Here is a 16,413-nt window from a genome sequence, read left to right as displayed (position 1 = left end):
CAAATATATTGGTAGGAACAATGCCATGCACCTACGATAAATCTATATGTATCAAGGTTTTCGTGAATTCGTATGACGCGCTATCCTCAAGTAGATTATGGAAGACCTAAAACAAACAATAATCAGCTACTCCAGTAGAGAACTCGAACAGCGCAAAAATTGGTATTCTCAAAAAAATTTAGTCCATCAAACAGAGCAGTTAAATCTTGTAGAGTGTTGTGGATGTACTTATACTTGGAAGTATCAGTACTACCTAGCAAACCTGAGTAAGGTTTTTCCTAAAAACTAACTATGAAAGCTGAAGCAGAAAACAATAGCAGGCTGACTTGTGAAGTAGAAACTACCTTAAAGGTAATTGGTGGACGCTGGAAAGTTTTGATTATTAGAGAATTAATGACTGGCGTAAAACGGTTTGGTGAGTTGCAACGGGCTTTGCCTGGAGTTACGCAAAAGATGCTTACCCAGCAACTCAGAGAAATGGAGGAAGACGGTATTATTCTTCGAGAAGTTTATCCCCAAATTCCGCCCAAGGTGGAATATTCTCTGACGCCTTTAGGAGAAACTTTACAACCAATTCTCTATGCTATGCATGAATGGGCTGTGCAACGGTTAGCTCGAACAAATCACCATTAATATTCAGCATAGATGAATTGTACTACTCCCTTTCTGCAATAAGATTACCTTGCCTCTACTAAATTTATTAAGAGGTTGTTTGAAAAGTATTTCGCTGTGACTTTAGGTACTTTTAGATCCCCCCTAACCCACGCCAGTCGCTCATGGGGGAAACCCCCAAGACCGCGCTGGCTCCCCGATAAATTGGGGGGAACCGGAATTAAAGTCTCCCAATTTATCGGGGAGCCACTGCGGTCTTGGGGTCTCCCCAAGTGAAGCAAGTGGCGTGGATTTAGGGGGATCTAAAACTATTTCATACCGACAAGAGGACTTTTCAAACATCCTCTAAGACTTGATTTTGGATCATGTCTACAACTTCTTTAAGCGTTTTTTGAGAAGTATTTATAATCGGAATATTTTTTAACTGTGCTTGTTGGTGTAGAAATTTAGCCCAGTTTTGCATATTACTGTTAATTAAGTCTGGTTGCTGTCGATTGTTAATTAAGCGATCGCACATTATTTTCCAATCACAATCAATCAAAACGATGGCATATCTTGTGATACCAAATTTTCGGCAAGCGTCTTCAATAAAATTCAAGCGAACTTGTCCTTCTATAATTACCGTGTCTGTTGAGCGATAATTATTGGTAATTTTTTCAATCCATTTGTGAGTTGTTATTTCTTGCCATCTTTCTACTGAACCTGCGTACTCAATCATATCAGTTAAAGACGGAACATCTATAGAATCAAAGTGCAAAAAAAAGTGAGATGCACTTGTATTTTGGGATCGAAGGGCATTGACTATTGTTGTCTTCCCAACCCCAGATGCACCGGATAAAAAAAGAATGCTTGGACGATAAAGCGGTATGATTTTTTCTTGCATAAAAATCATGCCGCTTGGGTTAAGGATTGTTTATGCAGAATTGATATGGTTTTATAGAAAAATAAAAATTGCAGTGTATTTATTGTGAGTTTATTCATTACTTTTTAAATATTCAATCGCTGCCTCTAATTTTGAGGAGTAACTTTCAGCAAACCTTTCAAACCAAAGTCCTTCGGAAGAAAGTGGATCTACTTTGGCTAACCATTCTTTTGCTTCTAGTTTCAAAGCCTCTAGTTGTTTGGCTTTGAGTTGTTCTTGTCGAATTCGTTGCTGTTCTAGTTCTTGCTGTCTTTTTAACTCAATAGCAGCATCTTCTTCTGCAAAATCAGCCTGAACTTCTGCCAGAAGGTTATCCATGAAAGATGCCGACTTTGGCGATGATGGAATAAACGATTTGGCTGTGGCTGATTTTGACTGCTGCTGTTCTGGTTGTACTTCTTTGTATTCAGTTTGGAGTTCAGCTAATAGCTTATCAATGGAATCCATTTTTGCAATTCCTAATAAAAAATGGTATAGCTAGTCATTAATGGCATTGAGTAGCACTTCCGATAGACTCAAATCTTCCATATCTTCCATAGTAATTGTGTCACAGATATCAAACTTAGCACCAGCACTTTGGAGTTCATCGTCTAAGACTTTGAGAAAGCGGGTAGCTTGGGGATCTGTCCCGACTTGAATGAAAGAAATAGCTAATTCTTCATCTCGATCAATGCGGCGAGAAACTTCAATAATTACCTTCATTACTGCTTTGCGATCGTCTGGTTCACCATCAGTAACCACTAAAATTGTTTCACCATTTGGCTTGGTTTGACCGGCTGCTTTGCGTTGAAGGTAATCATCAGTTGCATGTTTTAATACACCTGCCAAGTCAGTTGTACCAGAGGGATCATTTTCTTGGAAAATTTGCACTACCTTACTGGATGTCACATTTTCGTATCGCTTAAATTTACCAGAAAATACATAAATAGTAATGCCGTCTGGGTCAAATTGCTCACACTTACTAGCTAAAGCTAAAGTAGATTCCTGTGCTGCAACCCATCTAGTTCTACCACCCTTTTGATCTTTGGTTGCCATGCTGCCGCTTTTGTCGATAATCAAGGTATAATCACGATTTTCTAGCATTATTCAATTCTCCAATTAAGAGCCAATCAATTTTGGATTTTGGATTTTAGATTTTAGATTTTAGATTAACCGTTAACCTAAAGGTAGGGTATTGGGAAACAAATTTGGGATTTTTCCATAGTTGAAACTAGTCCCTCTGAAAGCAGAATTAAATTTTGAATCCTTCAATCAAAAATTTAAAATCTAAAATTGGTTACTGGACTATGGGCGATTAACCCATTAGTCAGTTATTGCGTTCGTCAATACATCTACAAGGCTCATTTCTTCTAAGTCGTCTAAAGTAACCGTGTCACAAATATCAAATTTAGCGCCGACACTTTGCAACTGATCATCCAAAGCTTTGAGGAACTTAGTTGCTTGAGCATCTGAACCCACTTGAATGATCGAAATTGCTAATTCTTCATCACGTTCCATCTGGCGAGTCGCATGAATGATCACTTCAAATACAGCTTTGCGATCATCTGGTTCACCATCGGTAATGACTAAAATTGTCTCTCCGTTTGGCTTGGTTTTACCGGCAGCTTTGCGTTGAAAGTAATTATTTAGGGCATCCTGAAGTACACTTGCTAAGTTTGTCGTTCCAGCAGGATCATTTTCGAGAAATATCTGCGCGACTTTGGCTGAAGTGACATCATCGTAGCGTTTAAATCTACCGGAAAACACGTACACCGTAATGCCATCGGGGTCAAACTGTTCAGCCTTTCTTGCCAAAGCGAGAGTAGACTCTTGGGCTATGTCCCATCTACTTCTACCACCCACTTGGTCGGGTGTGGACATACTACCGCTTTTGTCAATGATTAATGTGTAGTCGCGATCGCTCATCATAATCTTCCTCTGATTGTTACCCTGTAGTTCTAGTCTAGTGTACGAATTTGACGATACCGTAAGCATTTTAAGGTTCGTATCAATCATGCTACTTAACAAAGCCACGTCACAGTTGATAAATGCGTTGGCGTAGCCCAGAGCAGGCATCGCCTAGCATCTTTAAACAAAATCTTCCTACTCCCCAATCCCCTGGAAACACCAAAAGTTAGTAATTAATTTGGTTGTTGCATCCATATTTAGTCTGGGAAAAATAAATACTACTATGAGGGAATCGACAGTACTCTGATGATTTTGCAAAGCCGCCTCAAGGGTAATGACCAACGCCCGACAATTGAAATAATCAAAGAATACGGCAAGCTACCACTGGTTGAATGTTACGCTGGGCAGTTAAATCAAGTATTCATGAATATTTTGTCAAATGCGATCGATGCTTTAAGTAATCGGACAATAATATTTACAGTCATTGCGTTCGCCCCTGGCGTTCCCGTTGGCGCAGCCTCTCGTAAAGAAGGGTACGGAGTGAAGCAATCCCAGCCGTAAGCGAATTGCTTCATTCCGCAACTCTTAGAGACGCTACCGCGTTAAGCGAAGCTATGCCGTTGGCGGAGCCTCTCGTTCGCGTTAGCGTCTCTGAAAGAGAAGAGAAGGCTTTACGCTCCATTCGCAATGACATTGTGTAATTAATTCTGTCTGACTACTTAGAAGAGGGAGCAGGGAGCAAGGGAGAAGAATTTTCCCCTCAGCAAGAGCAGCACCCCGCCCCTGGAGCCTCTTTTCAATGCCCAATTCCGACAATTTGCATTCGCACCCAACTACAAGAGCCAAATCAGGTAACAATTAGCATTGCCGACAATGGATTGGGAATACCAGAAGATGTTAAAAAACAACTATTTGACCCCTTCTTTACCACCAAGCCCATAGGCAAAGGTAGGGGGATGGGACTTGAGTTTGTGATTAAGATTCCCCTGATTCAGGATACATAAACATAATTCGTAATTTTAAGAGCTTTCATCCCGTGAGTAAAAAACAAAGTATTTCTGCTGCTAACAGTTACTTCCCTTGTGAAAGTAGTAATTACGAATTACGAATTACGAATTACGAATTATCTCAATACCTCCACTTCTTGAGGAACCTTCATTTGGTCGAGAATTCCCCAAATTTCTTGTAACATCGGCTCTAACCCGGTGCGGGTAACTGCTGAAATCACAAAAACCGGCGCGTATGAGAGATGATTAAGTTGGGTGGCTAACGCCTCCAAATCGACAGTTTCCCGATCAACTGCATCAATTTTGTTCAGCGCTAAAATTTGCGGGCGTTCTGCTAAACCCCGTCCATAAGCTTGTAATTCTTCCTTAATTGTGTTGTAATCTCTAACCACATCATCACTAGTGGCATCAATCAAGTGAAGTAGCACTCGCGTGCGCTCGATATGGCGCAAGAAATCGTGTCCCAGCCCTGCACCGTGAGCCGCACCCTCAATTAGTCCGGGAATGTCGGCGAAAACAGTACCATCGCCAGTAGGTTTCCGCACTACACCCAAATTTGGGATGAGGGTAGTGAAGGGGTAGTCTGCGATTTTTGGACGTGCTGCTGATAAAGATGAAATTAGAGTGGATTTACCAGCATTTGGTAAGCCAATAATCCCCACTTCTGCCAAAAGCTTCAACTCTAGGCGCAGCTGTTTTACTTCCCCTGGTAATCCTGGCAGAGCATATTCTGGGGCGCGGTTACGGTTACTCAAGAAATGCTGATTTCCCAGTCCACCTTTACCACCTTGGGCAATCAGCAAAGTCTGCTTAGGCTCAGTTAAATCCCCTAGCAATTCGCCAGTTTCAGCATCATAAATGGTTGTACCACAGGGAACTTCGACGATTAAATCCTTTCCTCCTGCTCCAGTACAGTTATTTGGCCCACCACGAGTCCCTTTTTCTGCCTGAAAGCGATGGTTATATCTGAAGTCCAGCAAGGTTTGCAGGTTTTCGTCGGCAACGAAAAATACCGAACCGCCTCTTCCCCCATTACCACCAGAGGGGCCACCAGTCGGCACGTATTTTTCTCGCCGGAAGGCGACAATACCATCGCCGCCCTTACCAGCTTCAACTTCAATTTTTGCTTGGTCGATAAATTGCATAGTTAGTCATTAGTCATTAGTTATTAGTCATTAGTCATTAGTCATTAGTCATTAGTCATCTGGAACATTGCCAATTGATTTTAGGTAGGCGTTTAATTGAGGTGCTAGGTCATTAATGATTAGCTTGAGTGCATCTACTTGTTGATCTGTTAACAGATTACGGCTATATGCTCGTCTTAGCCAGTGTTGAGTTTCATACAAAGATCCTCTTGCTATTCTGACAAATCGTCGATTGTCTTGATAACTCCCTCGTCCTACTCATAAAGCTATGTTGGCACCAATACTATCGGCTGAACGGACAATCTGTTTACCTACTGTATCTTGTGACAATAACTCCCATCCATTAACAATTTTCCAGATGTCGTCAGCTAATCGTTCTGCCAGTTGATAAACCCGTAATTCTTGAAACCTCCTACTTGACATTATCCTTCTTAACTAATGACTAATGACTAAAGACTAATGACTAAATATATGGTGAAACATCTTCACCGCATTTATCTGCCAGATAGGAAAGGGCGCGAAAACGTAAGCCCACCAGTTGCTCATACAAGGGGTTAATTTTACACATCGGCGGTATATGGACAATCTTGCGTCCAAATAAGGTGACATCCCGCTCAAAGGGACACTGGGAGGGAATCATTTTACACAAGAAACGGGCTACTCTTGGGTCTTGGATATCTAGCCGATCCAGCCAGTCGCGCAGGGGGTGTAGCGCATCAATTTGACGCTTTGTAAGCCCAGGGCTGGCGATAGTGGGGGTAAGCTGTGGGTGTTCTAGGGTGTGGCGAAGGGCTTCTAGTAAATTCTCTGGCTGTTCTAAGGCTTGGCAGAACTGATGCAGAACCTGATCTTCGCTGGGAGAATAAGTACCATCTGCGATCGCTACCATTACTGCTGTCCTTAAGAAATTTTCCGCTGCTGGCGTACCTTTATCCAAGACTGCGGCTAATTCTTCTGGCGTAATTACCTCTAGTGAGTCCCATTTAATCTTAGGAGCTAATTCATTTTTGGTGATGCTGGCAATTAATTCCTGTTCTTGGGCATCAAAATTACCATCTGCCCAAGCAATGGTGAGCAGCCCACGCAACCAAGCGGCAATCTGTTCGTTGCTGTATGGGGATTGAACGGTACTTGTCATAAACTCACGTCTCAAGCTTTCCTCAGTCACTACTAAGCTACCCTACCCAGCGGCTACGAAGATAGTGGGGGCAATACAGAATAATCAAGAAACTGCGTAGGCATCGCTGCCTCAAGAAATAAACCAGAGAAATTTCCAAATCGCAATAGTCGGTCTTGGGGTAAAATCCATTTGAGAGTTATCTTGAGAATTTTTTCTACTTAAACACAAAAGCAAGATTTAACTGTGCTGTGGAGGTATTGATGAATAAAACCAAAGTTCACCTCGGTGTCATTCAAGAAACACTACTAATTCCCCTCTGGGCTAGAGCTTGTGAGCTTCAGGCAGCAGATCCAATTATAGTAGAACCGAAATCATCTGAGATTCTTGCAGCGATAGACTACGAATTGGATAAATTTACTACAGCTAAATCTTCTCAGATAAGCTGTTGTTTACGAGGAACTATCCTTGACAACTGGGTACGCACCTACTTCAATAAACAATAAAGGTATACATAATGTTTTTATTTGGCATTGAGCATGAAGTCGCTTTCCTAAACAAAGAAGGAAAGTTTGCTGATTTTTCTCACACAAAATTTGCTGATTTCAATCAAATTATTGAAAGGCTACCTACATACCCCAGCGATTATCCTCAACTGCGGGTTGGGGATGCGGGTATTAAGATGAAAAGATGGTATATTGAGGGATTTGAAAGATTTGCAGATTCCGATAAGGTGATTGACTGTCATGCTAAAGGTATCGAAATTAGAACGACTATACATTCTGATATTCAAGGCGCTATTAGTGAATTGTCAGAAAGTTTTCACTTGCTACGTGAGGTTGCTGCTGACTTTGGTTTCTCACCAGTTTTAGTTAGTTTTAATCCTTACAATCCGGTTTTTGAACCTCATCCTCCATTAAACGATTACGAAATTAAAGAGCTACAGGCTTATCCTGACGAACAAACTGCTAATATTCACATGGTGTCATACGGCCCAGATTTAAATATTTCAGTGGCAAATTTGTCTACTGAAGATGTGATTGATGTTGGCAAAAAGTTAACTTATTACAGTCCTTATATCGTCCCTTTTAGTTACAGTTCCCCTTTTTATAAGGGAGGTTTATGGGATGGGCTATCAGTACGAACGTTTATCAGAACTGGAAAAAGACCAGCAGCTCTAGTTTTTGTTCAGAAACAGGAAGAACTGATTGATAGCACACCTTCCTTAACAAAAATTGCCCGCATTCCGGCTGAAGTGGGACGCATTGAATTTAAGGCTTGTGATAGTTGTGATAACTTTTTAATCTATGCAGCTTTACTGACATTATTAAAAGGTTTGGTGTTAGATGAAACCTTGCTGGGTAGAGCAACTGTACCCGATGCAGCATTACACCAACTTTCTGCAAAAGCAGGGTTTGATAACGAGGATATTTTTGGGAATGCGACAAAAGTCTTGCAAGCGGCCGAAGTTGCCTTGGGAGATGACGCAGATGTTCATTATTTAACGCCGTTAAAAGTAATGCTGGCGAAGCGAAAAACAAGATCCCATGAATTAATAGAAATGTTCTATCGCCTAAGTTCAATAGAAGAAGTAATAAGACAGACTTATCAGTAGCCTTTATTCAATCGCCGAATTCAGGTTGTTTGCAATTGGTAAAAGTTGCGTCAAGCGCAGTGGCAATTTGTACAAAAACCTCACTTGCAGGCGAAGCGCGATGACTAATTGCAATAGGATTTCCAATATCACCACCGCTAGAAATATCGGGGTCAATGGGAATTTGCCCCAACAGGGGCACTTGTAATTCTGCTGCGAGTTGTTCACCGCCACCACTGCCAAAAATTGACGTGCGTGCGCCACAATCACCACAAATTAAATAGCTCATATTTTCAATGATACCAAGGACGGGAACACCCACTTGGCGAAACATATATATATTACGTCGTACATCTGCAACAGCTACTTGCTGAGGAGTTGTCACTAGGATAACTCCACAAACAGGGCTTTCTTGGATAATTGTTATTTGAGCATCACCTGTACCGGGAGGTAAATCTATTAATAAATAATCCAATTCGCCCCATTCCACATCTTGCAAAAATTGAGTGATAATTTTATGTAACACAGGGCCACGCCATGCCAAAGGACGATTTTCTTCTACAAGTAAACCAACTGACATCAGTTTAATTCCCTGAACTTCTACAGGTAAAAATTTATCACCTGTAGGAGTAGGAATTACTTGAATATCAGCTTGTCCTAAACCCAACATTTGCGGGACATTAGGGCCATAAATATCAGCATCTAGTAGCCCAACTTTTGCACCTTGTAATTTTAAAGCGGCGGCTATATTTACGGCTGTTGTTGATTTGCCCACGCCACCTTTACCACTAGAAACTGCTAGGGTTATTTTAACGCCAGGAATTGTACAAATTTGAATATAAGTTTTTTTACACCAAGTTATAAATGATAATTTAGATTGAATTTCTGCCTGTAATTGCTGCTGATGCGAACCGATATATAAACGCAAGTAAACATAGTCATCAACTATGCGTAGATTTCGCACCATTCCCAAACTAACGATGTCATTTTTTAAAGTAGGTTCGATAACCTGTTTCAGAAGTTGGAGGACTTCTTGCTGATGGGGATTAGTATCTGCTTTTCCTTGATATTCTGGATGCTGAAAGGGGGATTGCTGGTGAGACATGGTTAGGAGAAGCCTTTTTCTTGGTTATTTACTGCTCCCTTGAGACTATTGGTTTTAATCTTCTGAATCGCCCGTTGCGCTTGGATTGACACCTCTTTGTCAGGATCATCTAAGGCTTGTTGCAGAGGGTTAATAGCGTCAGGATGAGCTAAATTACCAAGTGCGATCGCAGCTTCTTTACGTACATCTGCATATTCATCTGTTAATGCTTGAATTAATCTCGGCATAACTTGAATATTTGGAATTTTTTGCAAAGCTTGTGCTGCTAATTTCCTCACTTGCCAATGTTCATCATTTAAAGCTATTTCTAATGCTGAAATTGCTTGATTATTTTCATGAATAGCCAGAGATTTAGCTGCATTCCGGCGAACTTGCCAGTCACTATCATTTGTGAGTGCTTGACAAAGGATTGTAATCACTTCTGCATCTTGTAAATGTTCTAAAGTTAAAGCAGCAGAACGACGTACACTTGCTTCCTCATCAAAGATTAAATTTAAAGCTTGTGGACATTTTTCTAGTTGATTAATATATCGCAGTGTCGTAACGGCTGTTTCTCTTAAATCAGGATTTTTTGATTCTAAAAATGGTAAAATGTATGGTAATGATTGAATGTCATGTATCTTCCGCAAAAGCACCAAAATATTTAGTTGAAGATTTACATCATTACTTTGAAGTTTATCTAGTAAAAGTAATAATTCATCTTGTGTAATTAACTCGTTTAATGCTGATACGGCTTCCGTGCGAATATCTGTATCTGCTGAACCGAGGCATTCAATTAAAGCAGGGATGGCAACAGGATTAGCAATTTCCCAAAGGGCAGCGATCGCTATTTTTTGAACAATGATATTTTCATCTTTCAAAGCGATAATTAAAGCATCTATTGTTTCTTCATCAGCTAGATGCTGCAAGGTTTTGACAGCTACTATCCGGTCATTTATATCAGGCGATCGCAACATTTCTAGCCAATGCTTGAGTTCATCGTTCATTGATTTTTACCACAGATAGTTAACGTAACAAAAAGGGAATTTGTACTGTAATTGCATTGGTTGGACATTCTTTTTCACAAGGTAGACAAAACCAACACTCATCATATTTCATATAAGCTTTCCCTGTCTCTGGATTTTTCGCCAATACATCCAAGGGACAAACTTCAATACAGGCTGTGCATTTTTCTAAACATTTTGATTCATCAACGATCACAGGAACATCTATTCTTTGATTGATTAAAGCCATAAAATAACTCCATGATTTTGTACTGAAACTGCTAAACGGTAAAATAAATGGTGTAAGCTTGCATGAATTATCTCACAATTGTAGGTTGTTTATAGGCATTATGGAATATCGCAGAGCCAAGATAGAAGGAGGTACATTTTTCTTTACCGTTGTTACTCATAACCTCCGGGAATTTCTTTGTAATGCAGAGAATATTCTGCTGTTAAGACAAGCATTCAGAGAAGTAATGAGCAAATCTCCATTTATTGTAGATGCCATTGTCATATTACCAAACCACATACACTGTATTTGGACGTTACCACCAGGGGACAGTGATTTTTCGGATCGTTAGCGATTAATAAAAAATTATTTTACCCATCATTGTGATATTCAATATCAAGGAAAAATCTCTGTATCACGTCGAAATAAAGGTGAAAAGGCTGTTTGGCAACGCAGATTTTGGGAACATCAAATTCAAGACGAAATTGATTTCATTCGTCATGTTGATTATATTCATTATAATCCTGTCAAGCATGGATATGTTAAAGCACCCAAAAATTGGAATTATTCAAGTTTCATTTTGTATGTAAACAAAGGAATTTACGATATAGATTGGGGTTCAAGGATAGAGATAGAATTTCCCGAAAATGTAGGAAATGAATAATCTATTTGTAGTTATTGTAGGTTGGGTGGAGGCGCAAGTTAGTATCTTGGCAACACAATGAACCATTTCTATTGCGCCGTAACCCAACATCAAGCGATATTAATCTTAGCAAATAATTAAATATATAAAATAGGTTTAGCATTGATTTTATCCAAGAAATTGAGAGATTATTAGAGTGTGAATATTTTCTGTTTTTCTGATATCATGTGTTGGCTTCCACTACGTTCCACCCAACCTACGGGAGATAGCGATTGCACTTGCAGAAGTTATTGTAGTTATTGTAGGTTGGGTGGAGGCGCAAGTTAGTATCTTGGCAACACAATGAACCATTTCTATTGCGCCGTAACCCAACATCAAGCGATATTAATATTAGCGAATAATTAAATATATAAAATAGGTTTAGCATTGATTTTATCCAAGAAATTGAGAGATTATTAGAGTGTGAATATTTTCTGTTTTTCTGATATCATTTGTTGGGTTCCACTACGTTCCACCCAACCTACGGGAGATAGCGATCGCACTAAAGCAATTTTTTACAAAAAGTTAATGATTGCTTGATATTGGTATAACCAATTTTTTCATAAAACAAGTGAGCTTCTTTGCGTTTAATATTAGAACGTAACAGAACACTATCACATCCAGCCAGAGAAGCCCACTGTTCAATTTGCTGCATCAAAAAACGTCCAATTCCACTATGGCGATAAGCTTTATCTACAACTAATCCCAAAATAATCGCTGGAGTTGGAATAACTATAGAGTCACAAATATGAGCGTGCGCCCAAGCTATTACATATTCATCTTCTAAAGTGGCAACATACACAATATGAGCATCGTTATTTTTAATTTTAGTAAGGCGCTGCTCTATTTGTTGATTTGTCACAGAATATTCAAGTTGTTCGCAAAGACTAGCAATTCTCTCTACATCTTTAATCTCAGCTTGTCTAATTTTAATTTTCTCACTTACACTAACTTTGTTTATCATAATTTAATTTTAAATTACAATTATTTAGTTATCCAGCGTTGCACGGATAAAACGATAGCCTATATCAATCTCTGTCAAATTGTGAATATCACCATATTTTTTGCTCCATTCTCCACTACTTAAATCTGCTGCAAGTAACTTTACTCCTTGCTCTGCTAAATCTTGATTAGCTAAAGCAAAAGATGATATTCCTGCACGTACTTCTGGTTGAAGATATAACTCTGGTCGTCTCCAGCCTGCTGCTGCAAATAAATCAGATAAATCGTATGGTAACAAAAGGGGTATGGCTTCAACACGCCTTTTAGTATTACTCTGAATTAAATTAACCTGTTCGTTAAGTGGTAAAAATCGTAACGCATCTTCCCACAAAAACGGAAAATAATCATAAAGCCATATCTTCTGAGCTAATCTAATATCAAAAGTTAACAAAATTATTGCCCCATCTCTAATTATTCTGTGCATTTCCTGAAAAGCTTTTTCGAGATGAGAAAAGTGATGAATTGCCAGGATACTTGCAACAGCATCAACAGAGTTATCTAGTAGAGGTAAATTTTCTGCATAGCCAGTAAACCACTTAATTTGCTGATGTTCTACTGCTTGTTTTTGCATAACTACAGAAGGTTCAACAGCATTAATAAGAAATCCTTTATTAGCTAGCGCTAGACTGTAACCACCAGTACCAGCGCCAATATCAGCAATAATGCTACCTTTGGGTAAATTGAGTAAATCAATTAATTTATTGACAATACGGATATCAGGAACGCGAGTTTTTGAGTATTGTTGACCAATTGAATTATATATAGACATATTAGAAAATTACTCAAAATAATTTCAAACAAACTATTTAAAATTTAACTTTATATTAATAAAGAAAAAATTTGTTAGTTAAAAAATTCCAGCAAATTTAAGAGTTCACTTATCATAAACTTTGGTTTTGCTTCTTGTGGTAAATTTTGATTTTTTCTGTTGTAATAGCAAAAATCCATTTTGACTTGTGTTGCTCCCGCATAGTCGTGCTTTAGAGAATCTCCAACGTAAAGAACTTCTGCTGATGTTAAATTTAACCTAGATAAAGCATGATGGAATATCTCAGGAGATGGTTTAGCAAAACCAATTGCTTCAGAAACTACAACTGCTTCAAAAAAATGCTCAATTCCAGCAGCTTGCATTCTCGGTAGTTGCGCTGATACAAAACCATTTGTAATGACAGCCAAACGATAATTGCGTGCGAGAACAGTTAGCACTTCATTTACATCAGGTTCCATTACAGCAAAATGATTAAAAATATGCCAAAAACTTTGACTAAGATTGCTGATTTGATCTGTTTGTATATATAATTGAGCAAGTGTACTTCGATAAGACATCTTGATTAACTCACTAGGAGAAAAGATATCTCGCTGTCTCCAATACTTGGAATTATAAGTTTCAAAGACTTGAAGAAAAATAGTCTCACTGACTCCATTTAAATTTAAAGATACTGCACAATCTTCCAATGCGCCAAGAATAGCTTGGCGTTCACATAGCTCAAAATTCAACAGTGTATTATCGAGATCAAAAATTATGGCTTTATAACTCATTCAATTCTTTAATTCACGAAAATGCTTTCTTCCATAGTTGAAACTTTTCTAATTATTTTTAGTATTCCTCTGAAATCTGGACTATAAAGTTTATAATTTTTATCATTAGGCTTCCTGACTAAAATTGCTTGTATATCCGCCCGTAATGCTCCAGCGATATCATCATTGTAGCTATCACCTATCATTACACATTCTGTTTTTTCAATCTTTAAATCATTGATGACATGAGCATAAAATTTGAGGCTGGGTTTTTCATGTCCAATTTTTCCAGACGTATATATTTCTTCAAAGTATTCTGTAATATTTAATTGGTTGATGATTTCGTGTAACTCAGGTATATGATTTGAAATAATTATATTTTTATAATTATTTTTAATTGCATCTTGCAAAGTAGGAATTACATCATCATATAAATGCCATTTTTCCAAATCTTTATATTCATTCTGGACTTGGGAAGCATATTTTATCGCTTGAGTTTTATTTATTCCTAGTTTTTCATATATTTCTGCAAAATATTCATTCATATACTCCCACCATGTTTTCCCATTAAACAATAAATTATGGGGAGTTTCTGGAGAGTGCCAAGTAAAGCCAATATTTACGAATGGTCGAATATCTTCTAAGTCTATATTGTGGATTTCATGACGTTTCAATATTGAATGTAAAGTTTCACTCCACATTCCATCACGATAACCTAGTGTATGATCAAAATCCCAAAATAAATATTTCATGTTTATTTCACTGCTATATCATAAATTTCATTATGTAAATTTACATCCACGATGTAAGGATCTACAGGACGCTTAAACAATATCATTTGCTCTAATTCATCTTTCTTTAAGTTGACATGACAAAACCACTCATCATCATTCTTTTCAGGGTAATCTAAACGGTAATGATAAAGACCCCAACGAGTTTCTTGGCGATATAATGATGCTCTAGCTGCCATTTCTGCACAGTCTCGAATAAAATGCACTTCTATACTACGCATCAATTCATGGGGATCACGAGCGCCCATTAAATCTAATGTTTCTTGATATTGGATAAAATGTTTTAAACCAATCTCGATTTTATTCCCTGATTTTGGTGGTTGCAGATAATCATTAACTAAGCGTCTTAATTTGTATTCTACCTGGGTGTGAGGTACACCATTGGGGCGAGTTAAAGGTGCATAAATTCTGGCTTTTTCAGCTTCTAAAAAATCTGTATCTGGTTCAATAAAATCTAAATCTTGGATATATTCAATGGCATGAGTTCCGGCTATACGACCGAAAACAAATGCCCCAATCATGTAATTATGGGGAACGCTGGCCATGTCTCCGGCTGCATATAAGCCTGGGACTGTTGTTTGAGCGTTTTCATTCACCCACACACCAGAGGCACTATGACCACTACATAAGCCAATTTCTGAAATGTGCATCTCTACGCCGTGGGTGCGGTAATCTTCATTTCTACCTTGATGAAAACGTTCTCTACTCGGTCGTTCATTCGCCCACAGTATGGATTCAATTTCTGCAATTGTATCTTCATCGAGATGGGTCATTTTGAGTTGGACTGGCCCCTTACCAGAATTTAATTCTTTCCAGATTTCCAACATCATTTGACCACTCCAATAGTCACAGCTAATGAAGCGATTTCCTTCGGCGTTAGCAGTATGAGCGCCAAAAGGCCCGGCGACATAAGCACAGGCGGGGCCATTGTAATCTTTGATTAAAGGATTAACTTGAAAGCATTCAATATTGCTGAGTTCTGCTCCTGCATGATAAGCCATTGAATAGCCATCTCCAGCATTGGTAGGATTTTCATAAGTGCCGTAGAGATAGCCAGAAGCAGGTAATCCTAATCTGCCACAAGCACCTGTACACAGGATGACTGCTTTAGCTTGAATAACAATATAATCTCCGTTTCTGACATCAAATCCCACCGCACCAATAGCACGTCCTTCTTGGACTAACACACGGGTTGCCATGACGCGATTTGTGACTTTGACTTTGTGGCGTTTAACTTGTCGGGTGAGGATGGGTTTGAGGTCTTTACCTTCTGGCATGGGTAAGACATATTTACCCACACGATGCACTTGTTTTAAGTCATAGTTGCCTTGGGCATCTTTTTGAAATTTCACACCCCAACTTTCTAATTCTTGGATGACTTCGTAACCTAATTTGCCTGTTTGATAAACGGCTTTTTGGTTGACAATGCCATCGTTAGCAAGGGTGATTTCCCGGACGTATTGTTCTGGTGTAGAATGACCGGGAATGACTGCGGTATTCACTCCATCCATACCCATTGCGATCGCACCACTGCGACGGATGTTAGCCTTTTCTAAAATCAGCACATCTGTATTAGGATTCGCTTGCTTTGCCTTGATACCTGCCATTGTTCCTGCGGTACCACCGCCAATGACTAGTACATCTGTTTTGATCCACAGGGTATTAATATTCATATCTAAATCTCTAGATTCACTGTGTAATTTTATGTAATATAAGTATTTTTTATGTTTTTACACATAAAATACGGTAAATTTAGCGATTTACCGTATTTCGTCTGTTAAAATATTCACATGAATAAGCAGTAAAAGCAAGATCCGGC

19 protein-coding genes and 2 pseudogenes are annotated in these 16,413 nt (G+C 38.8%); 6 read left to right on the top strand and 15 right to left on the bottom strand.

Features of this window, described 5'->3' with window-relative positions:
* Positions 1 to 291: 291 nt before the first annotated feature.
* Positions 292 to 633, top strand: coding sequence for a winged helix-turn-helix transcriptional regulator (locus tag LC653_RS21005; RefSeq protein ID WP_229496730.1), 342 nt, complete (start codon positions 292 to 294; stop codon positions 631 to 633).
* 313 nt (positions 634 to 946) lie between these two features.
* On the opposite strand, the gene LC653_RS21000 is transcribed toward LC653_RS21005, so the two are convergent.
* The 4 genes from LC653_RS21000 to LC653_RS20985 all read right to left on the bottom strand — a co-directional run bounded on the left by LC653_RS21000 (position 947) and on the right by LC653_RS20985 (position 3,442).
* A complete protein-coding gene (locus LC653_RS21000) occupies positions 947 to 1,495 on the bottom strand; it encodes an AAA family ATPase (RefSeq protein ID WP_229496729.1) in 549 nt (182 codons plus the stop codon).
* Positions 1,496 to 1,585: 90 nt separating this feature from the next.
* Positions 1,586 to 1,981, bottom strand: a complete 396-nt coding sequence (locus LC653_RS20995; RefSeq protein WP_229496728.1) for a salt stress protein, Slr1339 family — start codon at positions 1,979 to 1,981, stop codon at positions 1,586 to 1,588.
* 30 nt (positions 1,982 to 2,011) lie between these two features.
* Positions 2,012 to 2,617 (bottom strand): vWA domain-containing protein, encoded by a 606-nt coding sequence (locus tag LC653_RS20990; RefSeq protein WP_229496727.1) that lies wholly within the window; start codon positions 2,615 to 2,617, stop codon positions 2,012 to 2,014.
* 219 nt (positions 2,618 to 2,836) lie between these two features.
* The gene (locus LC653_RS20985; RefSeq protein ID WP_229496771.1) at positions 2,837 to 3,442 is read right to left on the bottom strand and encodes a vWA domain-containing protein; all 606 of its coding nucleotides are present in this window, start codon (positions 3,440 to 3,442) and stop codon (positions 2,837 to 2,839) included.
* 285 nt (positions 3,443 to 3,727) lie between these two features.
* Here LC653_RS20985 and LC653_RS20980 point away from each other — a divergent pair, with 285 nt between their 5' ends.
* The gene (locus tag LC653_RS20980; RefSeq protein WP_229496726.1) at positions 3,728 to 3,982 is read left to right on the top strand and encodes a hypothetical protein; all 255 of its coding nucleotides are present in this window, start codon (positions 3,728 to 3,730) and stop codon (positions 3,980 to 3,982) included.
* Between the two features lie 143 nt (positions 3,983 to 4,125).
* A complete protein-coding gene (locus LC653_RS46885) occupies positions 4,126 to 4,425 on the top strand; it encodes an ATP-binding protein (protein ID WP_308189113.1) in 300 nt (99 codons plus the stop codon).
* A gap of 119 nt (positions 4,426 to 4,544) precedes the next feature.
* On the opposite strand, the gene obgE is transcribed toward LC653_RS46885, so the two are convergent.
* The 3 genes and pseudogenes from obgE to LC653_RS20960 all read right to left on the bottom strand — a co-directional run bounded on the left by obgE (position 4,545) and on the right by LC653_RS20960 (position 6,711).
* Positions 4,545 to 5,573, bottom strand: coding sequence for a GTPase ObgE (gene obgE / locus LC653_RS20970; RefSeq protein ID WP_229496725.1), 1,029 nt, complete (start codon positions 5,571 to 5,573; stop codon positions 4,545 to 4,547).
* Between the two features lie 51 nt (positions 5,574 to 5,624).
* A pseudogene (locus LC653_RS20965) lies at positions 5,625 to 5,996 on the bottom strand (four helix bundle protein).
* Between the two features lie 40 nt (positions 5,997 to 6,036).
* Positions 6,037 to 6,711 carry a Mo-dependent nitrogenase C-terminal domain-containing protein gene (locus LC653_RS20960; protein ID WP_229496724.1) on the bottom strand — a complete coding sequence of 225 codons (675 nt, stop codon included), beginning with the start codon at positions 6,709 to 6,711 and terminating at the stop codon, positions 6,037 to 6,039.
* Between the two features lie 242 nt (positions 6,712 to 6,953).
* Here LC653_RS20960 and LC653_RS20955 point away from each other — a divergent pair, with 242 nt between their 5' ends.
* Both LC653_RS20955 and LC653_RS20950 read left to right on the top strand, forming a co-directional pair.
* A complete protein-coding gene (locus LC653_RS20955; RefSeq protein WP_229496723.1) occupies positions 6,954 to 7,196 on the top strand; it encodes a hypothetical protein in 243 nt (80 codons plus the stop codon).
* 11 nt (positions 7,197 to 7,207) lie between these two features.
* Complete coding sequence (locus LC653_RS20950) at positions 7,208 to 8,305, top strand: glutamate-cysteine ligase family protein (RefSeq protein ID WP_229496722.1); 1,098 nt, start codon at positions 7,208 to 7,210, stop codon at positions 8,303 to 8,305.
* Between the two features lie 7 nt (positions 8,306 to 8,312).
* Here the strand turns inward: LC653_RS20950 and LC653_RS20945 are convergent, their stop codons facing one another.
* The 3 genes from LC653_RS20945 to LC653_RS20935 are packed head-to-tail and all read right to left on the bottom strand — an operon-like array spanning position 8,313 to position 10,622.
* Positions 8,313 to 9,389: an Mrp/NBP35 family ATP-binding protein gene (locus LC653_RS20945; protein WP_229496721.1), complete on the bottom strand. Its 1,077-nt coding sequence runs from the start codon at positions 9,387 to 9,389 to the stop codon at positions 8,313 to 8,315.
* A gap of 2 nt (positions 9,390 to 9,391) precedes the next feature.
* Positions 9,392 to 10,375 carry a HEAT repeat domain-containing protein gene (locus LC653_RS20940; RefSeq protein ID WP_229496720.1) on the bottom strand — a complete coding sequence of 328 codons (984 nt, stop codon included), beginning with the start codon at positions 10,373 to 10,375 and terminating at the stop codon, positions 9,392 to 9,394.
* Positions 10,376 to 10,394: 19 nt separating this feature from the next.
* Positions 10,395 to 10,622 carry a 4Fe-4S dicluster domain-containing protein gene (locus LC653_RS20935; RefSeq protein WP_012408944.1) on the bottom strand — a complete coding sequence of 76 codons (228 nt, stop codon included), beginning with the start codon at positions 10,620 to 10,622 and terminating at the stop codon, positions 10,395 to 10,397.
* Positions 10,623 to 10,722: 100 nt separating this feature from the next.
* On the opposite strand from LC653_RS20935, the pseudogene LC653_RS20930 reads away from it, so the two are divergent.
* Positions 10,723 to 11,265: pseudogene (locus LC653_RS20930) on the top strand (REP-associated tyrosine transposase).
* 520 nt (positions 11,266 to 11,785) lie between these two features.
* Here the strand turns inward: LC653_RS20930 and LC653_RS20925 are convergent.
* The 5 genes from LC653_RS20925 to LC653_RS20905 all read right to left on the bottom strand — a co-directional run bounded on the left by LC653_RS20925 (position 11,786) and on the right by LC653_RS20905 (position 16,267).
* Complete coding sequence (locus tag LC653_RS20925) at positions 11,786 to 12,247, bottom strand: GNAT family N-acetyltransferase (RefSeq protein ID WP_229496719.1); 462 nt, start codon at positions 12,245 to 12,247, stop codon at positions 11,786 to 11,788.
* Between the two features lie 24 nt (positions 12,248 to 12,271).
* Positions 12,272 to 13,054, bottom strand: coding sequence for a class I SAM-dependent methyltransferase (locus LC653_RS20920; protein WP_229496718.1), 783 nt, complete (start codon positions 13,052 to 13,054; stop codon positions 12,272 to 12,274).
* Between the two features lie 74 nt (positions 13,055 to 13,128).
* Positions 13,129 to 13,824 carry an HAD family hydrolase gene (locus LC653_RS20915; RefSeq protein ID WP_229496717.1) on the bottom strand — a complete coding sequence of 232 codons (696 nt, stop codon included), beginning with the start codon at positions 13,822 to 13,824 and terminating at the stop codon, positions 13,129 to 13,131.
* A gap of 8 nt (positions 13,825 to 13,832) precedes the next feature.
* A complete protein-coding gene (locus LC653_RS20910) occupies positions 13,833 to 14,555 on the bottom strand; it encodes an HAD family hydrolase (protein ID WP_229496716.1) in 723 nt (240 codons plus the stop codon).
* 2 nt (positions 14,556 to 14,557) lie between these two features.
* Complete coding sequence (locus LC653_RS20905) at positions 14,558 to 16,267, bottom strand: fumarate reductase/succinate dehydrogenase flavoprotein subunit (protein WP_229496715.1); 1,710 nt, start codon at positions 16,265 to 16,267, stop codon at positions 14,558 to 14,560.
* Positions 16,268 to 16,413 lie beyond the last annotated feature (146 nt).

The sequence above is a fragment of the Nostoc mirabile CHAB5784 genome, from assembly GCF_020829645.1.
GTDB classification, from domain to species: Bacteria; Cyanobacteriota; Cyanobacteriia; order Cyanobacteriales; family Nostocaceae; genus Nostoc; species Nostoc mirabile.
This window is presented reverse-complemented; position numbering and strand designations above follow the sequence as displayed.